Origin of the sequence: Moorena producens PAL-8-15-08-1 (assembly GCF_001767235.1) — a bacterium.
In the GTDB taxonomy this organism is placed as follows: Bacteria; Cyanobacteriota; Cyanobacteriia; order Cyanobacteriales; family Coleofasciculaceae; genus Moorena; species Moorena producens_A.
Window position 1 is genome coordinate 6,854,548 of record NZ_CP017599.1, and the last position, 19,276, is coordinate 6,873,823.

The 19,276-nt window shown below is 44.8% G+C and carries 20 protein-coding genes and 1 pseudogene; 4 read left to right on the forward strand and 17 right to left on the reverse strand.

The window, feature by feature from the left end:
* Positions 1–262 precede the first annotated feature (262 nt).
* Entirely contained in the window at positions 263–412 is a 150-nt protein-coding gene (locus tag BJP34_RS44470) for a hypothetical protein (RefSeq protein ID WP_158517466.1), read from the forward strand.
* Between the two features lie 321 nt (positions 413–733).
* Here the strand turns inward: BJP34_RS44470 and BJP34_RS47810 are convergent.
* Positions 734–832 (reverse strand): annotated as a pseudogene (locus BJP34_RS47810) (IS630 family transposase); the annotation flags it as partial.
* A gap of 303 nt (positions 833–1,135) precedes the next feature.
* A complete protein-coding gene (locus BJP34_RS25060; RefSeq protein ID WP_070394696.1) occupies positions 1,136–1,558 on the reverse strand; it encodes a hypothetical protein in 423 nt (140 codons plus the stop codon).
* A gap of 279 nt (positions 1,559–1,837) precedes the next feature.
* On the opposite strand from BJP34_RS25060, the gene BJP34_RS25065 reads away from it, so the two are divergent.
* The gene (locus BJP34_RS25065) at positions 1,838–2,104 is read left to right on the forward strand and encodes a hypothetical protein (protein ID WP_149031167.1); all 267 of its coding nucleotides are present in this window, start codon (positions 1,838–1,840) and stop codon (positions 2,102–2,104) included.
* Positions 2,105–2,324: 220 nt separating this feature from the next.
* Here BJP34_RS25065 and BJP34_RS25070 read toward each other — a convergent pair whose 3' ends face one another.
* A complete protein-coding gene (locus BJP34_RS25070) occupies positions 2,325–3,467 on the reverse strand; it encodes a calcium-binding protein (protein WP_070394698.1) in 1,143 nt (380 codons plus the stop codon).
* Between the two features lie 565 nt (positions 3,468–4,032).
* Entirely contained in the window at positions 4,033–4,224 is a 192-nt protein-coding gene (locus tag BJP34_RS40860) for a hypothetical protein (protein WP_149031168.1), read from the reverse strand.
* Between the two features lie 328 nt (positions 4,225–4,552).
* Here BJP34_RS40860 and BJP34_RS25075 point away from each other — a divergent pair, with 328 nt between their 5' ends.
* Positions 4,553–5,680, forward strand: coding sequence for a hypothetical protein (locus BJP34_RS25075; RefSeq protein WP_070394699.1), 1,128 nt, complete (start codon positions 4,553–4,555; stop codon positions 5,678–5,680).
* A 612-nt stretch (positions 5,681–6,292) separates the two neighbouring features.
* Here BJP34_RS25075 and BJP34_RS25080 read toward each other — a convergent pair.
* From BJP34_RS25080 to BJP34_RS25110, 8 genes are all read right to left on the reverse strand, one after another.
* The gene (locus BJP34_RS25080; RefSeq protein ID WP_070394700.1) at positions 6,293–7,792 is read right to left on the reverse strand and encodes an HlyD family secretion protein; all 1,500 of its coding nucleotides are present in this window, start codon (positions 7,790–7,792) and stop codon (positions 6,293–6,295) included.
* Between the two features lie 830 nt (positions 7,793–8,622).
* Positions 8,623–10,890: a peptidase domain-containing ABC transporter gene (locus tag BJP34_RS25085; RefSeq protein ID WP_070394701.1), complete on the reverse strand. Its 2,268-nt coding sequence runs from the start codon at positions 10,888–10,890 to the stop codon at positions 8,623–8,625.
* 260 nt (positions 10,891–11,150) lie between these two features.
* Entirely contained in the window at positions 11,151–11,282 is a 132-nt protein-coding gene (locus BJP34_RS49415) for a hypothetical protein (protein ID WP_267876369.1), read from the reverse strand.
* A gap of 151 nt (positions 11,283–11,433) precedes the next feature.
* Positions 11,434–11,568, reverse strand: a complete 135-nt coding sequence (locus tag BJP34_RS49420) for a hypothetical protein (protein WP_267876370.1) — start codon at positions 11,566–11,568, stop codon at positions 11,434–11,436.
* Positions 11,569–11,728: 160 nt separating this feature from the next.
* Positions 11,729–12,097 (reverse strand): hypothetical protein, encoded by a 369-nt coding sequence (locus BJP34_RS25095; protein WP_070394703.1) that lies wholly within the window; start codon positions 12,095–12,097, stop codon positions 11,729–11,731.
* Between the two features lie 534 nt (positions 12,098–12,631).
* Positions 12,632–13,000, reverse strand: coding sequence for a hypothetical protein (locus BJP34_RS25100; RefSeq protein WP_070394704.1), 369 nt, complete (start codon positions 12,998–13,000; stop codon positions 12,632–12,634).
* Positions 13,001–13,483: 483 nt separating this feature from the next.
* A complete protein-coding gene (locus BJP34_RS25105) occupies positions 13,484–13,849 on the reverse strand; it encodes a hypothetical protein (protein ID WP_070394705.1) in 366 nt (121 codons plus the stop codon).
* 615 nt (positions 13,850–14,464) lie between these two features.
* The gene (locus tag BJP34_RS25110) at positions 14,465–14,830 is read right to left on the reverse strand and encodes a hypothetical protein (protein WP_070394706.1); all 366 of its coding nucleotides are present in this window, start codon (positions 14,828–14,830) and stop codon (positions 14,465–14,467) included.
* Positions 14,831–15,136: 306 nt separating this feature from the next.
* Between BJP34_RS25110 and BJP34_RS49425 the strand changes: the two genes are divergently transcribed.
* Positions 15,137–15,265 (forward strand): hypothetical protein, encoded by a 129-nt coding sequence (locus BJP34_RS49425; protein WP_267876371.1) that lies wholly within the window; start codon positions 15,137–15,139, stop codon positions 15,263–15,265.
* A gap of 37 nt (positions 15,266–15,302) precedes the next feature.
* On the opposite strand, the gene BJP34_RS25115 is transcribed toward BJP34_RS49425, so the two are convergent.
* From BJP34_RS25115 to BJP34_RS25135, 5 genes are all read right to left on the reverse strand, one after another.
* Entirely contained in the window at positions 15,303–15,668 is a 366-nt protein-coding gene (locus tag BJP34_RS25115) for a hypothetical protein (protein WP_070394705.1), read from the reverse strand.
* Positions 15,669–16,140: 472 nt separating this feature from the next.
* Positions 16,141–16,506 carry a hypothetical protein gene (locus BJP34_RS25120; RefSeq protein WP_070394706.1) on the reverse strand — a complete coding sequence of 122 codons (366 nt, stop codon included), beginning with the start codon at positions 16,504–16,506 and terminating at the stop codon, positions 16,141–16,143.
* Positions 16,507–17,130: 624 nt separating this feature from the next.
* On the reverse strand, positions 17,131–17,496 hold the full coding sequence (locus BJP34_RS25125) for a hypothetical protein (RefSeq protein ID WP_070394705.1): 366 nt from the start codon (positions 17,494–17,496) through the stop codon (positions 17,131–17,133).
* 472 nt (positions 17,497–17,968) lie between these two features.
* Positions 17,969–18,334: a hypothetical protein gene (locus BJP34_RS25130; protein WP_070394705.1), complete on the reverse strand. Its 366-nt coding sequence runs from the start codon at positions 18,332–18,334 to the stop codon at positions 17,969–17,971.
* Between the two features lie 472 nt (positions 18,335–18,806).
* The gene (locus BJP34_RS25135; protein ID WP_070394706.1) at positions 18,807–19,172 is read right to left on the reverse strand and encodes a hypothetical protein; all 366 of its coding nucleotides are present in this window, start codon (positions 19,170–19,172) and stop codon (positions 18,807–18,809) included.
* Positions 19,173–19,276: the final 104 nt, after the last annotated feature.

Sequence of the window (19,276 nt, forward strand, 5' to 3'; positions counted from 1 at the left end):
GTTTTGTGATTAGAAGCATCACGCTTTCTTCACTGCCCTCACTTTATTTATCACTCCCAAAATCCAATTTTTGACCAATTTTTTAATGTAAAGTTTTGTAACGACTGAAAACTTGGAAATTACTCTGAGCACTAATTAAACAAGCATTCCTGACCAATGGTCATGAGGCGGTTGCGTTGGGTATTGCGTAAAGCAAAAGATGGGGATAATATCAAGTCTGGTTAAATACCCATAATTAAGGAGAGGGTGGGGAGATGGGGAGATGGGGAGATGGGGAGATGGAGAGATGGGGAGATGGGGAGATGGGGAGATGGGGAGATGGGGGAGATTTGTATTAAGCGATGCAGCGCGGTCTTGGGGAGGCAGCGCGGTCTTGGGGGTCCCCCCCGGAGACGAAACCTTAGACAGTTGAGCCTTTATGGTTGGTCGGCTATGCACAAAAGGGGTAAAACTTATTGATTAAGGCTCAACTGTCTTACGGTAACTTCTAACCATGAGCGACTGCCGTGGTTTCCCTCATGAGCGACTGCATCAAGACAGGGTAATTCTCCTGACATGATATAAGCAGTTGGAGTTCTTGCCAGGGGTGATCAGCTCAACCATAGGAGTAGCCCCAAGGCGGCTGAGTCCAAGGGGCAGTGGTCAGAGGAGGATGAGTTTTAGTATTTCTCAAAAAGTGATCCGGTGATGGGGTGCTAGGAATGAATGCAACTTGGTATAAACACCCTTCTCACCAGGTATTAAAGCAGGTGCGATCGCAAGCCCCTTCTACTGTCAAGGGAGCCATCCGTTGTGGTTGGTAGTAGGCCGCAATCATGTTGACCAGTCCAGTTCAAGGACTTACGCAAGCCACCCTGAAATCCCCCTTGCCTTGGCACAGGGCTGTTTCATTCTTTGGAATAAATTGTCAAGTCAATAGGCGTGAAAGGGAGGTGGGGTGATGGGGAGAGTTTTTTTTTCAGGTTAAAAATACCTTTTTATTAACTTTAATCCTCCCTATCTCTCCACCTCCTCGCCAATCACATTTTAGTCCGACAATGGAACAGCCCTGACCCTAGGCCAAGTATGTGGCTGTTTCTGCAAAGCTGTACTAAGACTCCGAAAATTATTCAGCTTGCATTTTAGACCTTCTTCATCAAACTACTTCGTAGATCAGAGCGTATGTAGATCCGCTCCCCCACGCAAAACCTCTTAACTTTCCTCCTGTTGGTTTGCTGACAGTAAAACCACCCATGAAGTCATCCTTTCCAAGATCGCGATCGAAAAGTTGGATATTTGCAAAGTTGTTGAAATCTACGAATTTGTTAATATTGCGAGTTTGTCCTGTCTTCATTTTATGGACTCCCCACACTGTTCGGCCATTGACACGAAGATAGGTGTCGTCCCTGTTGAGTCGCCCCCAGTCTGCATTAGCCTTGAGAGCCTTAATCGAATACAATTTGAGCGTCAAGCCTCCCTCTATGACAGCCGCTTCTTCGGAAGTTAATTCAGTGAACAGTTGTTTTTCATCCACAAGAGAAAATTCCGAGTTGGAAGTTATTTGTTCTTTATTTAGCATGGTTTTGCTTCTTGAGTGAAATTGAATTAAGTTTCCTGGAAACCAGTTTTTGGTCCAGGTACAGGGGTAAGTAAAGAAGCCGTAATTAACCCAAATTCCTACAGAACGCTATGCTATCAGAAGTTTTGCCATTAAGAGCATCAAGCTTTCTTGATTGCCCTCACTTTGTTTATCACTCCGAAAATCCAATTTTGGACCAGTTTAATGTAAAGTTTTGTAACGAATCACAGAAAACTTGGAAACTACCTTGATAAGTAATTACACAAGCATTCGTGATCAATGGTCATGAGGCGCTTGGGTCGGGTATTGCGTAAAGGTAAACATGGGGAGAAGGTGGCGTTACTGTATGAAGTGATAGCGGAAGATACCTCTGAAGAAGAGACCTCTTGGCGTCGCCATGGTGGGGGGGTCGCGAATCAAGGGCGAAGGCGAAAACAGCCTGAAGGGGCGGAGACAGGTAAGCAGGTTGAGTTCTTGCCAGGGGTGATCAGCTCAACCATAGGAGTAGCCCCAAGGCGGCTGATTCCAAGGGGCAGTTTTCATTAGAGGATGATCAAATAATAATGGAGTATTGCCCCCATTCCCAAATCTAGGGGTTATACCAAGTTGCGGTCAAACGTACAACTTTCTCTTCCGCCAATCTCCCTATCTCCCCATCTCCCTATCTCCCCATCTCCCTATCTCCCTATCCAACCAATCTGCTCTCTTTGAATGCAACTAGGTATTAGGGGGCAATACCAACTAAACGTCCTAAGTCCTATTCAAGCTAAAATACCGTATCATTAATAAGACTAAAACTGGTGTCATCTTGGAAGACGGCAATTAAGTCCCCCTTATGATATAGATTTGTATCCAGTGCTGATGTACCAGTAACATTACTGTAATTCACAGTGTAATCACTGATACCACCACCGAGCTGAACTTTATCACTTTGTGTCCCATCAAAGTCAGTGATGGTCGCGTATCCCGAGTTCCCATCACCAATGTAGGCAACCTTGGTCCCAAAAGCATTATTACCTAATGCGAAGGTATCCGCACCCGTGCCACCAGTTAAGATGTCCCGTTCGCCGGAACTACTACCTCCATAACCATAAAGAGAGTCATTACCAGAGCCACCGGTCAGGGTGTCGTTGCCAAAGCCACCATACAAGTAGTCATTGTCAGAGCCACTATCAAGAATGTCGTTGCCTAGATCACCGAGAAGAACGTCAGTACCAGCATTCCCATACAATTCGTCATTGCCAGATTTACCCCAGAGCAGGTTGTTGGAACTGTTACCACTGATGCTGTTGTTGAGGCTGTTACCGTGACCATAGTAAGCACTACCAGTCAGGGTCAAGTTTTCTACGTTGTCTCCTAGCATGTAGCTGATGGAGGAGTAGACTCTATCAATACCCTGATTGACATATTCGGTGACCACATCCCCGGTGCTGTCAACCGAATAGATGTCATTGCCCGTGCCACCATACATCCGGTCACTGCCTGTACCACCGATAAGAGCGTCATCACCACCATTCCCATATATGGTGTCGTTGCCAGATTTCCCGAAGAGGACGTTGTTGGAACTGTTACCACTGATGATGTTGTTGAGACTGTTACCGTTGCCGGAGTAAGCACTACCAGTCAGGGTCAAGTTTTCTAGGTTGTCTCCTAGGGTGTAGTTGATGGAGGAGTAGACTGTATCAATACCCTGATTGACGTATTCGGTGACCACATCCCCGGTGCTGTCAACCACATACCTGTCATTGCCTGTGCCACCATACATCCGGTCACTGCCTATACCACCATTAAGGTAGTCGTTGCCAGAGCCACCAACCAGGGTGTCGTTGCCACCGTAACCATAAAGATAGTCGTTACCAGAGCCACCATAACCGTAGTTGTTTAAGTTGTCACCGATGTAAGTTACCATGTCATCTGCTCCTGATCGATTGCAATTGTTTGAAAATTTGTGGATTGTTCTGTTCGGAAAGATTCACTCTATTTGTCTGAGTTTGATAAAGAGGTGCGACCCGTGGCGAATTTAATAATTAGATGTGGAAAGCGCACCTAAAAAATTTTTCAAGAAATACTTATTATTAATAGGAGTGGTTTTGCCATCAAGAGCATCACGCTTGGGAGCAGGTCTTGCAATGCTTAAACATTAGTACTACGTACCATTAGAGCAAGCTTAAACCCATGAGGGGGCTATAGATAATGTACAAATATTCATCCAGGACTAGCTCCCCTGATGACCTATTACCTATTACCCATTACCGTCTTGATGCAATAGCGAGTGGGGGAAACCACGCCAGTTGCTCATGGTTTGAAGTTACCGTAAGACAGTTGAGCCTTAATCAATAAGTTTTACCCCTTTTCTGCATAGCCGACCAACCATAAAGGCTCAACTGTCTAAGGTTTCGTCTCCGGGGGAACCCCCAAGACCGCACTGGCTCCCCAAGACCGCGCTGCATCGCTATTACCTATTACCTATTACCTTAGTACAAATGTTCTGCATAAGTGACATGCTCCCTCACGCTTTCTTCACTGCCCTCACTTTGTAAATCACTCCGAAAATCCAATTTTTCTACAGTTTTATATAAAGTTTTGTAACGGATAAGTACCTGGACAAAAATAAACCTCGCTTCTTGATGCAATAGCGAGTGGGGGAAACCACGCCAGTTGCTCATGGTTTGAAGTTACCGTAAGACAGTTGAGCCTTAATCAATAAGTTTTACCCCTTTTCTGCATAGCCGACCAACCATAAAGGCTCAACTGTCTAAGGTTTCGTCTCCGGGGGAACCCCCAAGACCGCACTGGCTCCCCAAGACCGCGCTGCATCGCTGTATTAACTTGTGTAAAGTTGCCAAAAGTCCCTCTGCTCCCTGCTCCGAAGTCCCTATTTCAACAGTTAATTTTACTTTTGTCCGACTACTTATCATAAACCGTGGAAATTACCCTGATAACTAATTGGACAAGCATTCCTGATCAATGGTCATGAGCAGGCCAATTCAACATATGATGATTAAATCAAAAGAATATAAGATTGAAAATCAACATCGGAAGCAGGTTTTGGCAGAACTAGTTGAGCATATTTTGCGTACCCGTAAAGTGTGTCGCCCACGGCCAGGTCATCCTCTATCTGGCATCTATCTAGAGATCTATCAGACCGTACAAGAGCAGCTCAACCATAAACTTGAGGAGGCTATTGATAGCCGATATCTACAAATTACTTCTGATCAGGAATGGGCGTCTTGGCGGGATAGTGTCTTTAAAAAGGTACTCGACGAGGGTCGTCTTCAGCAGCTAGCCCTAGAAGCACAACGACACCAACTCAATACCCCAGAGCGATTTTATGCCTTAACGGAATTGCTCAATGCCATTAAGCTTTCTGGTAAGCTTTACCATCGAGGCAAATTTTCCCCTGAGGTCTATGATGATGCTGTGAATCTGACATTGTATTATGTTTATCAAAACCTCAATCACTACAATCGAGAAAAAGGAAAATTTATAGCCTGGGTCAATTATCGCCTCAATAAGATGTTACAAAAAGCTCAACAAGACCTCACTGACCCATTTATCCAAGCTCAATCTGGCAAAATTGTCAGAATAAAATATCAGTTGATCGCTCTGATTAAAAACACCAAACTAGATCATGTGATTGTTTGGATAACACTGACCATCAAAGGCTTAATTACAAACAAGACCCAGGTCAGTAACGTTACTAAAATTTTGATAGTATTATTTTTGTTGTGCCAGTTAATCTCAAAAGACCGAACCACAGGAGATTCATTAGTGTTTGAGATGGCTAAAGCCACTCTACCTTTGCCCGCAAACTTGTCTGAGCTGACTGGGGAATCGCTCACCATAGAGACTGTGGCACAACCGGAAACAGAACTGACGTTGTATGACCAGGTCAGACACTATTTTAAAGAAGACCCAGAAAACCTGTTGCAGAAACATATCAAAAACCATCCTGAAGCTACCTTACAAGTGATAGGATTAGCCTACCTGGACGGAAAAAAATGGCAAGAGATATCGGATTCTTTAGGAATTAAAATTTCATCCCTCAATAACTTCTTTCAACGTAATCTTAGGAAATTAGCCCCTGAAATCAAGAGATATATAGAGGAAGAGCTCGACTGAAAATGGTAAAAAAAAATATGTAAGTCATCAGCCATCAGCCATCAGCATTGGGAGCATCCCATTTTTGCACATAACACTTTAAATTATGCTTTTAATCCCTAGTCTTTTCGTTAGTTTGAGCAATGGATTTGCCAAATTGGGATGCTCCCTCAGCCTTTTGCCAATGGCTGAATGATTACAGAAATATAGGCTTGTGTAAATTGGTCCTTAATCTGCTCAAGACATCAACCTACATCAACACGCAAAAGGCATGCATGCCAGAAGTTTTTAAGAGGTTGTCTGAGAAGTATTATTTGCTACATCCAAGCCCCCGTTGGTCCCCCGAGCGAGCAATCCCTCGCTCGGGGGACTTTTAGAAGCAAATTGACTCTTGTTCCCCCCAAGCGAGCAATCCCTCGCTTGGGGGGCTAGGGCGTGTCTTCTTGCCTCGGAGATCCCCCATTATCCCCCTTAAAAAAGGGGGACTTTGACTATGGCTCCCCCCTTCCGCGCGGGGGGCTGGGGGGGATCATAATCTTGCGGAAAACTTTGAAAACACGCCCTAGGGGGGCAAAATTCAGTATCAAAAAACTTGGGAGATATCCTCTAAGAGGGAACAGGTCTGAGATCACATTACAAGTCGGTGACCAGCCTTGCCTTCCTGAGTAGGAATCTTAGCACAGTCTCTTCTCTAGAAATAATATCGGCTCTGCCCTCCATTCCCAATTGAAGGGAACACTGGTTTTTGCCTTTACCGAGCACATGGCTTTCTGGAGAGATCGTCACCTCGTAGAAAGCACTACCACCACGCCCCTTCTGGCTTAAAGCACTTGCCCTAGCACCATTACTTTGGGGTTTAATAGTATCTTCGGAAATTTGGCTGACTAAACCCTTGAGGGTACCATAATCTGGATAAGGACAGGCAGATACCCGCATGTGAACCTTTTGACCTTCTGCCAACTTGCCAATATCGCTTGGTGACACCACTGCCTTTATTTTCAAGGGTGCATCACCGGGAACAATTTGGGCAATTTCCTCTCCAGAGCGCACAGTTTGACCAGGGTTGCGCAAATTTAGCTTAGAAACAATCCCGTCTGCTGTGGCAGTAATCACAGTTTGGCTGAGGTCGAGTTCTACTTGTTTAAGTTCGCGGGAATCCCGCTCTAGGTGTTTGCTGATTTCAATCCGCTGTTGGATCAGGGCTTCCCGTTCTTTGTTTAACCTAGCCAGAGTAGCTTCACCAGTAGCTTTTTCTTGGGCAATCCGTTCAGACGCGATCGCTACTTCTGAGCTGCTGGGATTGAGAGCAGCTTTCGCCCGCTGTAGTCTAGCTTGAGCGGCCTTAACCCCTTGTTGTAGCTGTTTTATGGTTTGTTTTTGCTCTTCAACTAGGGCTTTTTGCGCCTCCACCGCTTGTTCTTGCTGCTGGACAATCAGTTGTGCTTCCTCAAATCGATCCTGGGACAGGGCTCCCACTTCAGCAATGGGCTGATATCGGTTTCGCTTCGACCGGGCTGCATTTAAGGCAGCTTTAGTTGACTTAAAATTGGCCTGAGTGGACTTTAACCTAGCCTGGGCTCCGTACCATTGTTCCTGGGCTTGCCTTAACTGAGCCTCGGCTTCAGAGACTTCAGCCACAGTGGTAATCTTCCGGTCTCGATAGTCCCGGCGGCGGCGCTCTAGTTCAGCTTCTGCGGAGGCAATAGCACGGTTGTTCCGGTTAGTTTCTGCCTGTATCTGACTATTGAGGGCACTAATTTGGGCTTTGATTTGAACCAGTTGTAACTGGACTTGCCCGATATTGCTTTGCAGTTGGCTTTTTTTAGTTTGAAGGCGAGAGTCGTCGATAGTGGCCAGCCCATCTCCTTTTTTGACCACTTGATTTTCTTCTACAGAAATCTTCATCACCTGACCCTCTGTTGCCGCTTGAACAATTCGCAATTCACCGGCAGGACGGAAAGAAGCCTGTGCTTTTACCGTTTCCTTATATTTGGTCACAGAGCCAATGGGAATTGCTAGGGCTAGCGTAGCCACAATAAACAGTCCGCCAAACTGAATCCAACGACCAATTGGTGGTAAAAATTCGTTTTCTTGAACTGGGGGCAGAACCTGATTTTCGTAATTGCTAATCATAATAATTCTGAAAGTTTAATTTAGATAAATTTCTAGAGGTTTGCGACTTTGTTAAGTATATTTATGGTTTTTTAGGGAACAGGGAACAGGGAACAGGGAACAGGGAACAGGGAACAGGGAACAGGGAATAGAGCAGTTGGCATCCCACCTAAGTTATTTATAGCAATTCTACGACTTGTGAGGTACAAATTTCTGGTTTTTAGGGAGCAGGGAGCAGGGAGCAGGGAAGTCGTAAGTGGGAATTCGGAGGTGGGAAGAGGGAAAAAATAATGTGTACCTCATGAGTCCTATAAACGCTATATTATTGCCAATTAAGAATTGGAATTTATCTTTTTTACCACATTTTCATAATTAACTTATCGGCAAATCGCTATAGTTAAATTTGAAGCAAGTTTTAATCAGTTTTAGTAACCATATAGCAATTAGTATACTGATGAGGTACACAAGATTTTTTACCACTTCTCCTTCTCGCCTTCTGGTAGGAGGGTTATATCATGTCAGGATAATTACCCTGTCTTGATGCAGTCGCTCATGGGGGAAACCACGGCAGTCGCTCATGGTTAGAAGTTACCGTAAGACAGTTGAGCCTTAATCAATAAGTTTTACCCCTTTTGTGCATAGCCGACCAACCATAAAGGCTCAACTGTCTAAGGTTTCGTCTCCGGGGGAGACCCCCAAGACCGCGCTGCCTTCCCAAGACCGCGCTGCATCGCTTAATAAAAATCTCCCCATCTCCCCATCTCCCCATCTCCCCATCTCCCCACACCTCCCACCCTCTCCTTAATTATGGGTATTCAACCAGACTTGATATTAGGGGGGATTCCTGGTCCCTAAAACCCAGGACGAGGTATATCACCGAATTGAGAACTGCTATAATTACCATTAAGAGAAGTACTATTAACAGAAGAGTCAGAGCCTGAAGCATACATGACTAAATTCTTAGTTGAAGGAACAAAATCATCGAGAAAGTCTAAGTGATCCCCAGCCAGAGAGTGTAACTCTTCTGGAGTGCCTTGGATTTGCAATTTTCCTTTTTCGAGCATGATAATCCAATTGGCTCGCTGAATCACTTTCGGGCGATGACTAATCATAATAGTGGTTTTGCCTTGGCGAGAGGATAGTAATTGATCTAACACTTGAGCTTCGCTGACTGGATCGAGGGCACCAGTGGATTCATCTAAAATTAGGACTGGTGGGTCAGTAACTATAGCTCTAGCAATAGCCAATCGTTGCCTTTGGCCCCCAGAGAGATTGGCACCAAATTCCCCTAAAACCGTTTGATATTTGTCGGGCAGTTCGCTGATGAAAGAGTCAGCCCCAGCTATCTCGCAAGCTTTGACAATCTGCTCAAAAGTGACCTGGGGATAGCTAAAGTGGAAATTGTCAATGATGGAGCGACTCCAGAAGTGGGGTTCTTGTGGTACTAATATTACCTGCTGCCGCAAGCATTCCAGGGAGAGGTCTTGCTGGTTGTAGAGGCCATAGCGGATATTGCCAGACTGGAGAGAATACAAACCAGCCATCACTTTAGCCAGGGTACTCTTGCCACAGCCAGATTTACCAATCAGGGCAATGACTTTACCGCCAGGGATAGTGAGGGAGAAATCTTGGAGGAGGTCAACTCTACCAGCGTGGTGAAAGTTGAGCTTACTGCAGGTAATGTCTGCATTGCCGGGAATTTCAGCCCAGGGCTTTTTGAAGTCATTCTCATCTTCTGGGGTGGCATCGATCACTTCCGTCAGGCGTTGGATAACTACCTGGGCAGTAATAAATTCATCCACTAGCCCGATTACTGCCCCCAAGAAGCCCAGAAAGTTGCTACTCATGCCATTGTAGGCCAGCAACTGACCGATGGATAATGTCTGATTGATCACCAGGTAACTGCCCAACCAGAGTACAGCGATGGAAGTAAATGTGGAAAGAATGCTGGTGATTGTACCGCTGTAAAGTCCCAGCTTCATTGTACTCCAGCCCAGGTTAGCCAGACGACCGTAATTGCTTTGATACTCTCCCCAAGCTTGAGGGGTAGCTGGGGTAGTTTTGAGAACCTGCACCCCCCGAAACGTTTCTACCAGAAAGCCTTGGTTTTCTGTGCCCAAGACGATCATGTTGCGGGTTTTGGCGCGCAAGGCAGGCAGGAAAAGCAGATTGACGATAGTAACGATTACAAAAGCAGCAATCGAAGCCAGAGTCAGTTCCCAACTGTAGAAGATCATCAAGGCCAAGGAAACCAAGGCGATAAAAAATTGGCTGGGCAAACCGAGGACAATTTGGGAAACTAGATTATTGATAGCATCCACGTCAGCAATGCGGCTGACCACTTCCCCACTGCGCCGTCCTTCAAAGTAAGATAGGGGCAAGCGCAGGAGTTTTCGCCCGTATTCCATGATCAGGCCTAATTGCAGCCGTTGGCCGAAGTGACCGATCAGGTGAGACTGAACCAAACCAATGGCACTGCTAAACAGGTTCATGGCAATCACCCCAATGGCCACGGTGGTCAGCAGTTGGGTATCCCCCCGCACCAGCACGTCATCGGTGAGCAGTTGCATCATTAACGGGGAGGCCAGGGAGAGCAGTCCAATGGCAAAGTTGATGCTAATGGCTTGGGCTAAAATGAAGCGATAGGGCCAGACCCGGGCAATAAAGCGCCCAAACCCACCAACTTGATCGTTCTGTTGCTGATAAAAGCGGCTGTCGTCGGGGGTCAGTAACAGCATGATGCCGTTGGCCCAACCCTCCATTAACTCTCTGCGAGTGAGGTAGCGTACCCCTACTCCAGGGTCCGCAATCACATATTTTTTTCCTTTTTTGCCATATAATACCACCCAGTGGTAGCCTTTCCAATGGATAATGGCTGGCAAGGGTACTTCATTAATGCGATCGATAATTTGAGCAGTGGCTTTGACTTGGCGGGAGTTGAATCCCAAGACTTCTGCTCCTCGGCTCAATCCGAGCAAAGTAGTTCCTCGGGAGCCAGTGCCTACTGCTTCCCTCACACGACTGATGGCAAAGGTGCGTCCGTAGTGCTTGGCAATGGTGGCGATGGAAGCTGCACCGCAGTCTTCTTCACTATGTTGGAGGACAATTGGGTATCTCATCTTTAGGGCGAATGGTAGGGGAGAAGTTGGGGCTTTGTCCCGGACTTGATCTAACCGTGAAAAAATCTTACACTAAAATGGCCGATCACCGAGATCCGAAGGGCGGGAGGGGTAGATAAGTCAGTATTCACTTTCAGGCCTTTTTAGGCAATTGATTTTTACCTTGCCTAGAGAGGTTTTCAGCCTCTAAAGGTGCCCAAAAATGTTAAAGTCCCAATAATTATGAGTATAATTATTAGTTAAGTGTTTGAATTAAGTATTTAACCAGGGCAAACCCATCTAAATTCTAGAAGCCTTACTATGAACAGACCAGCTTCTAAGACAGTTCTTTCTTCAAGAGTTAATTCACTGAACAGTTGTTCATGGGCAGTGATTTTGTAGATGTTCGACATGATTTTTATCCTGGATTTAACTTGAATTAACTTTACTATAAGTAGATATTTGTGACCCGTAGATGGGTAAGCTGCTGACAGTTAACTTTGCTTGCCCTTCTATTGACTTGTCAGGGAAACCTCAGGAAATTACGCAGCCATTTACAAAAGTTCATATTAAGACCGCAAAAAAAAAGGCGATCGCAACTCCCCTGGCGGTTGCTATCTTTGGCAACCCTAAGGAAGCAGCATCGCCGCCGTCCTGCTCAGAGTGTTCCAGCAGGATTGGGGATCTGATCTTGAGCAAGGTTTGGTAGAGCCAAAAAAGGGGTCAGGGGAAACAGTCCCCTGACCCGATACTGTGTTGAGCTTGAGCCCCTGAGATTTCTTCTTCAAGCTGACCTGAGACAGGACAGTTTCACCTCAGAGATTCAACCCCCGTAAATCCACTTTAGATTTACCATTATCTAAAGTGCACCTATATTAGCGAGGGTGATACCGCCGAAGAATGGAGGAAAAGCCCTTCGGAATGCATACTCACGTCCATTGGCCGCATTGACTATTTTCCCTTGGAACCCTGGTATGAAGGGGCGAGAGTCAAACATAATCTTTCCTCCCTGGTTACTAAACCATAATGCACTCTGGCCAGGGTTCAAGTTTCTTAATGGACCATTATCGATACGGTAAGAAACACTACCGAAAACGAGTTGGTTCTCAATCTTGAAGATTTCGTTTGGGCCAGCGCCGCCCTGGCTGACTATGCCGCCACTGATGGTTTCAGCATCTGTCTCATTTAAATCCACAAACAGGTCTTGATTCGCACAAATAGTTGACATGGTTTTTCTTCTGGCTTTAACTTAAATAAGTTTCCTTGAAGTACATTGTTGTGACCGTTAGAGGGGTAAGCAAAGAGGCCGTAATTAAGCTCAATTCATACAGAACCCTATGAGCGGTTTTGCGATTAAGACGCATCACGCTTTCTTGACTGCCCTCACTGATATAATCACTCGGACAATCCAATTTTTTTACAGCCAAAAATAAATTTTTGTAACTTTTATGATCAAGTTTTGTAACGAATCTGCTCAAACTAGGAAATTACCCTGATCGCGGTTTTGAAATGCCTAGAATTGGCCTGGTAGTGGTTGGCTAGCTATCGGGCTAGATCATTGATTACTTCCTGAGCAAAACTGCCATCAGCACCAATGGTAGAGCCAAAACAGGAGTCAGGGCAATAAGTACTGTTTACTAACCCTGACCCGATACTATTTTGAGCTTGTGCCCCTGAGATTTCTTGTTCGATCTCACCTGAGACAGGACAGTGTCACCTCAGAGATTCAACCCCCGTAAATCCACTTGAGATTTACCATTATCTAAAGTGCACCTATGTCAACGAGGTTGATATCTAATGGACGACGAGTGTTTGCGTCAAATTTAAATGCATACTTACGTCCATTGTCCACATTGACTATTTTCGGTTGGAACCCTGGTCGGAAGGGTAATTTGTCAAAGATAACCCTTCCTCCCTTGTCAGTAAACCATAATGCATTCCGGCCAAAGCGCAACCGTCCTGCTTCATTATCGACAAAGTAGCGGACACGGGTGAAACGGATTTGGCTCTCAATCTTGAAGATTTCGTTTTGGTTAACGCCGCCCTGTGCGACTCTGCCGCCACTGACTGTTTCAGCATCTGTCTGATTTAAGTCTACAAACAGGTCTTGATTCGCACAAATAGTTGACATGATTTTTCTCCTGGATTTAATTTGACTTAATTTCCCTGGAAGTACATCTTTCCTCTAGGGTGAGGGGTAAGCAAAGAGGCCGTAATTAAGCTCAATTCATACAGAACCCTATGAGGGGTTTTGCCATTATTTCTTGACTGCCCTCACTCATATAATCACTCGGAAAATCCAATTTTTCTACAGCCCAAGATAAATTTTTGTAACTTTTATGATCAAGTTTTGTAACGAATATGCTCAAACTAGAAAATTACCCATAGCGCGGTAATGACCACCCTAGAACTGGGGTTGTAATCCTTGACTAGTTATCGGGCTATATCATTGATTACTTTGTGAGCAAAACTGGGATCAGAACCAATGGTAGGCCAGAAAAACAGGTCGGGGCAACTGCCCCGACCTCAGCAGCTGTCAAGGGCATCACCCTACTGAAGCGAGATCTTGATACTTGACCTGAGTAAAGTCAGTTTTTGGCTTTTTCGGTTCGATTTAAAAGACTCGGTAAGTCAGAGTATACCCGTTAACCTTGAGGGACTTGACACCCGTTGGAGCTTGACTAAGGTTGACAAAGCCTAAGAGATCGTCATTATAGGCTCCTTGATCTCGGTCCCAAATTGACAGGGTTGTCTTACCAGTGAATTTAACGGTTTTGAAAATCTTTTGAGTAGTATTGACGTTGTCCTTAGCAAAGACAGTTCCTCGTCCCGCCTGGATCACGGGGTCGTTTTGACTGGGCTTGTTGGCAATCAGATATCTCACCTGTAAAGTGGCTCCTCCTTCTACCACCGCCCCTTGTTCGGGAGTTAATTCAGTGAAAAGTTCTTCCGCCGCAGGAATTTGGTTGATGTTAGACATGATTTTTCTCCTGGATTTAATTTGACTTAAGTTGACTATAATTACATCTTTTTTTCAGTTATGGGGCTAAGCCAATTAGCAGTAATCCCACCCTATTACACAGCAGATTATTCTCGGTTTTGCCATGAATAGGATTACGCTTTTTTGATTGCCCTCACTTTAGTAATCACTCCCAAAATCCATTTTTTCTACAGTTTGAACTAAAGTTTTTTAACGAATCTGTACAAACTCTAAAATTTTCCTGAAGACGGTTTGGAAATCCCTAGAACTGGGGTTGTAATCCAAGACATGCTATCGGCGTCGATCATGGATTACTTTGTCAGCCAAACTGCGTACAGGAGCAATGGTAAGGGAGGGGTGCATCTCCTAAAAGTTGTTTGACAAGGTGGTGCGTTACGGGGCGGGCTGTCTAAACCCTGGCGCTTGATCGGAAAATGAGGCCCCCCCTAACACACCCTACGCAACTTTTTTACAAATATGAGATGCACCCTAAGGGAGAGAAACCGGTCGGGGCAACTGCCCCAACCTCAGCAGCGGTCAAGGGCATCACCCTACTTCACGGAGATCTTGATACTTGACCTGAGTAAAGTCAGTTTTTGGCTTTTTCGGTTCGATTTAAAAGACTCGGTAAGTCAGAGTATACCCGTTAACCTTGAGGGACTTGACACCCGTTGGAGCTTGACTAAGGTTGACAAAGCCTAAGAGATCGTCATTATAGGCTCCTTGATCTCGGTCCCAAATTGACAGGGTTGTCTTACCAGTGAATTTAACGGTTTTGAAAATCTTTTGAGTAGTATTGACGTTGTCCTTAGCAAAGACAGTTCCTCGTCCCGCCTGGATCACGGGGTCGTTTTGACTGGGCTTGTTGGCAATCAGATATCTCACCTGTAAAGTGGCTCCTCCTTCTACCACCGCCCCTTGTTCGGGAGTTAATTCAGTGAAAAGTTCTTCCGCCGCAGTGATTTGGTTGATGTTAGACATGATTTTTCTCCTTTATTTCACTTGACTTAAGTTGACTATAATTACATCTTTTTTTCAGTTATGGGGCTAAGCCAATTAGCAGTAATCCCACCCTATTACACAGCAGATTATTCTCGGTTTTGCCATGAATAGGATTACGCTTTTTTGATTGCCCTCACTTTAGTAATCACTCCCAAAATCCATTTTTTCTACAGTTTGAACTAAAGTTTTTTAACGAATCTGTACAAACTCTAAAATTTTCCTGAAGACGGTTTGGAAATCCCTAGAACTGGGGTTGTAATCCAAGACATGCTATCCGCGTCGATCATGGATTACTTTGTCAGCCAAACTGCGTACAGGAGCAATGGTAAGGGAGAGAAACCGGTCGGGGCAACTGCCCCAACCTCAGCAGCTGTCAAGGGCATCACCCTACTGAAGCGAGATCTTGATACTTGACCTGAGTAAAGTCAGTTTTTGGCTTTTTCGGTTCGATTTAAAAGACTCGGTAAGTCAGAGTATACCCGTTAACCTTGAGGGACTTGACACCCGTTGGAGCTTGACTAAGGTTGACAAAGCCTAAGAGATCGTCATTATAGGCTCCTTGATCTCGGTCCCAAATTGACAGGGTTGTCTTACCAGTGAATTTAACGGTTTTGAAAATCTTTTGAGTAGTATTGACGTTGTCCTTAGCAAAGACAGTTCCTCGTCCCGCCTGGATCACGGGGTCGTTTTGACTGGGCTTGTTGGCAATCAGATATCTCACCTGTAAAGTGGCTCCTCCTTCTACCACCGCCCCTTGTTCGGGAGTTAATTCAGTGAAAAGTTCTTCCGCCGCAGGAATTTGGTTGATGTTAGACATGATTTTTCTCCTGGATTTAATTTGACTTAAGTTGACTATAATTACATCTTTTTTTCAGTTATGGGGCTAAGCCAATTAGCAGTAATCCCACCCTATTACACAGCAGATTATTCTCGGTTTTGCCATGAATAGGATTACGCTTTTTTGATTGCCCTCACTTTAGTAATCACTCCCAAAATCCATTTTTTCTACAGTTTGAACTAAAGTTTTTTAACGAATATGCTCAAACTAGAAAATTACCCTGAACGCGGTTTGGAAATCCCTAGAACTGGGGTTGTAATCCAAGACTAGTTATCGGCGTCGATCATTGATTACTTTGTCAGCCAAACTGCGTACAGGAGCAATGGTAAGGGAGAGAAACCGGTCGGGGCAACTGCCCCAACCTCAGCAGCGGTCAAGGGCATCACCCTACTTCACGGAGATCTTGATACTTGACCTGAGTAAAGTCAGTTTTTGGCTTTTTCGGTTCGATTTAAAAGACTCGGTAAGTCAGAGTATACCCGTTAACCTTGAGGGACTTGACACCCGTTGGAGCTTGACTAAGGTTGACAAAGCCTAAGAGATCGTCATTATAGGCTCCTTGATCTCGGTCCCAAATTGACAGGGTTGTCTTACCAGTGAATTTAACGGTTTTGAAAATCTTTTGAGTAGTATTGACGTTGTCCTTAGCAAAGACAGTTCCTCGTCCCGCCTGGATCACGGGGTCGTTTTGACTGGGCTTGTTGGCAATCAGATATCTCACCTGTAAAGTGGCTCCTCCTTCTACCACCGCCCCTTGTTCGGGAGTTAATTCAGTGAAAAGTTCTTCCGCCGCAGTGATTTGGTTGATGTTAGACATGATTTTTCTCCTTTATTTCACTTGACTTAAGTTGACTATAATTACATCTTTTTTTCAGTTATGGGGCTAAGCCAATTAGCAGTAATCCCACCCTATTACACAGCAGATTATTCTCGGTTTTGCCATGAATAGGATTACGCTTTTTTGATTGCCCTCACTTTAGTAATCACTCCCAAAATCCATTTTTTCTACAGTTTGAACTAAAGTTTTTTAACGAATCTGTACAAACTCTAAAATTTTCCTGAAGACGGTTTGGAAATCCCTAGAACTGGGGTTGTAATCCAAGACATGCTATCGGCGTCGATCATGGATTACTTTGTCAGCCAAACTGCAATCAGGAGCAATGGTAAGGGAGAGAAACCGGTCGGGGCAACTGCCCCAACCTCAGCAGTGGTCTGAGAAGTATCATTTGCTACATTCAAGCCCCCGTTGGTCCCCCTTGGGGGACTTTTAGCAATAAATGGATTCTTGTTCCCCCCAGAATTGGGGGGCTAGGGGGGCAAAGTTCAGTATCAAAAAACTTGGGAGATATCCTCTCAGCAGCTGTCAAGGGCATCACTCTACTTCACGGAGATCTTGATACTTGACCTGAGTAAAGTCAGTTTTTGGCTTTTTCGGTTCGATTTAAAAGACTCGGTAAGTCAGAGTATACCCGTTAACCTTGAGGGACTTGACACCCGTTGGAGCTTGACTAAGGTTGACAAAGCCTAAGAGATCGTCATTATAGGCTCCTTGATCTCGGTCCCAAATTGACAGGGTTGTCTTACCAGTGAATTTAACGGTTTTGAAAATCTTTTGAGTAGTATTGACGTTGTCCTTAGCAAAGACAGTTCCTCGTCCCGCCTGGATCACGGGGTCGTTTTGACTGGGCTTGTTGGCAATCAGATATCTCACCTGTAAAGTGGCTCCTCCTTCTACCACCGCCCCTTGTTCGGGAGTTAATTCAGTGAAAAGTTCTTCCGCCGCAGGAATTTGGTTGATGTTAGACATGATTTTTCTCCTGGATTTAATTTGACTTAAGTTGACTATAATTACATCTTTTTTTCAGTTATGGGGCTAAGCCAATTAGCAGTAATCCCACCCTATTACACAGCAGATTATTCTCGGTTTTGCCATGAATAGGATTACGCTTTTTTGATTGCCCTCACTTTAGTAATCACTCCCAAAATCCATTTTTTCTACAGTTTGAACTAAAGTTTTTTAACGAATATGCTCAAACTAGAAAATTACCCTGAACGCGGTTTGGAAATCCCTAGAACTGGGGTTGTAATCCAAGACTAGTTATCGGCGTCGATCATTGATTACTTTGTCAGCCAAACTGCGTACAGGAGCAATGGTAAGGGAGAGAAACCGGTCGGGGCAACTGCCCCAACCTCAGCAGCGGTCAAGGGCATCACCCTACTTCACGGAGATCTTGATACTTGACCTGAGTAAAGTCAGTTTTTGGCTTTTTCGGTTCGATTTAAAAGACTCGGTAAGTCAGAGTATACCCGTTAACCTTGAGGGACTTGACACCCGTTGGAGCTTGACTAAGGTTGACAAAGCCTAAGAGATCGTCATTATAGGCTCCTTGATCTCGGTCCCAAATTGACAGGGTTGTCTTACCAGTGAATTTAACGGTTTTGAAAATCTTTTGAGTAGTATTGACGTTGTCCTTAGCAAAGACAGTTCCTCGTCCCGCCTGGATCACGGGGTCGTTTTGACTGGGCTTGTTGGCAATCAGATATCTCACCTGTAAAGTGGCTCCTCCTTCTACCACCGCCCCTTGTTCGGGAGTTAATTCAGTGAAAAGTTCTTCCGCCGCAGGAATTTGGTTGATGTTAGACATGATTTTTCTCCTGGATTTAATTTGACTTAAGTTGACTATAATTACATCTTTTTTTCAGTTATGGGGCTAAGCCAATTAGCAGTAATCCCACCCTATTACACAGCAGATTATTCTCGGTTTTGCCATGAATAGGATTACGCTTTTTTGATTGCCCTCACTTTAGTAATCACTCCCAAAATCCATTTTTTCTACAGTTTGAACTAAAGTTTTTTAACGAATATGCTCAAACTAGAAAATTACCCTGAACGCGGTTTGGAAATCCCTAGAACTGGGGTTGTAATCCAAGACTAGTTATCGGCGTCGATCATTGATTACTTTGTCAGCCAAACTGCGTACAGGAGCAATGGTAAGGGAGAGAAACCGGTCGGGGCAACTGCCCCAACCTCAGCAGCGGTCAAGGGCATCACCCTACTTCACGGAGATCTTGATACTTGACCTGAGTAAAGTCAGTTTTTGGCTTTTTCGGTTCGATTTAAAAGACTCGGTAAGTCAGAGTATACCCGTTAACCTTGAGGGACTTGACACCCGTTGGAGCTTGACTAAGGTTGACAAAGCCTAAGAGATCGTCATTATAGGCTCCTTGATCTCGGTCCCAAATTGACAGGGTTGTCTTACCAGTGAATTTAACGGTTTTGAAAATCTTTTGAGTAGTATTGACGTTGTCCTTAGCAAAGACAGTTCCTCGTCCCGCCTGGATCACGGGGTCGTTTTGACTGGGCTTGTTGGCAATCAGATATCTCACCTGTAAAGTGGCTCCTCCTTCTACCACCGCCCCTTGTTCGGGAGTTAATTCAGTGAAAAGTTCTTCCGCCGCAGTGATTTGGTTGATGTTAGACATGATTTTTCTCCTTTATTTCACTTGACTTAAGTTGACTATAATTACATCTTTTTTTCAGTTATGGGGCTAAGCCAATTAGCAGTAATCCCACCCTATTACACAGC

Excerpts from the sequence above, each read along its gene's own strand:
- BJP34_RS25105 (WP_070394705.1), bottom strand. The coding sequence starts at position 13,849 with ATGTCTAACATCAACCAAATTCCTGCGGCGGAAGAACTTTTCACTGAA.
- BJP34_RS25125 (WP_070394705.1), bottom strand. The coding sequence starts at position 17,496 with ATGTCTAACATCAACCAAATTCCTGCGGCGGAAGAACTTTTCACTGAA.
- BJP34_RS49415 (WP_267876369.1), bottom strand. The coding sequence starts at position 11,282 with ATGTCGAACATCTACAAAATCACTGCCCATGAACAACTGTTCAGTGAA.
- BJP34_RS25065 (WP_149031167.1), top strand. The coding sequence starts at position 1,838 with ATGGTCATGAGGCGCTTGGGTCGGGTATTGCGTAAAGGTAAACATGGG.
- BJP34_RS25095 (WP_070394703.1), bottom strand. The coding sequence starts at position 12,097 with ATGTCAACTATTTGTGCGAATCAAGACCTGTTTGTGGATTTAAATGAG.
- BJP34_RS25115 (WP_070394705.1), bottom strand. The coding sequence starts at position 15,668 with ATGTCTAACATCAACCAAATTCCTGCGGCGGAAGAACTTTTCACTGAA.
- BJP34_RS25080 (WP_070394700.1), bottom strand. The coding sequence starts at position 7,792 with ATGATTAGCAATTACGAAAATCAGGTTCTGCCCCCAGTTCAAGAAAAC.
- BJP34_RS49425 (WP_267876371.1), top strand. The coding sequence starts at position 15,137 with ATGGATTACTTTGTCAGCCAAACTGCGTACAGGAGCAATGGTAAGGGA.
- BJP34_RS25135 (WP_070394706.1), bottom strand. The coding sequence starts at position 19,172 with ATGTCTAACATCAACCAAATCACTGCGGCGGAAGAACTTTTCACTGAA.
- BJP34_RS25085 (WP_070394701.1), bottom strand. The coding sequence starts at position 10,890 with ATGAGATACCCAATTGTCCTCCAACATAGTGAAGAAGACTGCGGTGCA.
- BJP34_RS25070 (WP_070394698.1), bottom strand. The coding sequence starts at position 3,467 with ATGGTAACTTACATCGGTGACAACTTAAACAACTACGGTTATGGTGGC.
- BJP34_RS25075 (WP_070394699.1), top strand. The coding sequence starts at position 4,553 with ATGATGATTAAATCAAAAGAATATAAGATTGAAAATCAACATCGGAAG.
- BJP34_RS40860 (WP_149031168.1), bottom strand. The coding sequence starts at position 4,224 with ATGAGCAACTGGCGTGGTTTCCCCCACTCGCTATTGCATCAAGAAGCG.
- BJP34_RS25130 (WP_070394705.1), bottom strand. The coding sequence starts at position 18,334 with ATGTCTAACATCAACCAAATTCCTGCGGCGGAAGAACTTTTCACTGAA.
- BJP34_RS25110 (WP_070394706.1), bottom strand. The coding sequence starts at position 14,830 with ATGTCTAACATCAACCAAATCACTGCGGCGGAAGAACTTTTCACTGAA.
- BJP34_RS25060 (WP_070394696.1), bottom strand. The coding sequence starts at position 1,558 with ATGCTAAATAAAGAACAAATAACTTCCAACTCGGAATTTTCTCTTGTG.
- BJP34_RS25120 (WP_070394706.1), bottom strand. The coding sequence starts at position 16,506 with ATGTCTAACATCAACCAAATCACTGCGGCGGAAGAACTTTTCACTGAA.
- BJP34_RS44470 (WP_158517466.1), top strand. The coding sequence starts at position 263 with ATGGGGAGATGGGGAGATGGAGAGATGGGGAGATGGGGAGATGGGGAG.
- BJP34_RS25100 (WP_070394704.1), bottom strand. The coding sequence starts at position 13,000 with ATGTCAACTATTTGTGCGAATCAAGACCTGTTTGTAGACTTAAATCAG.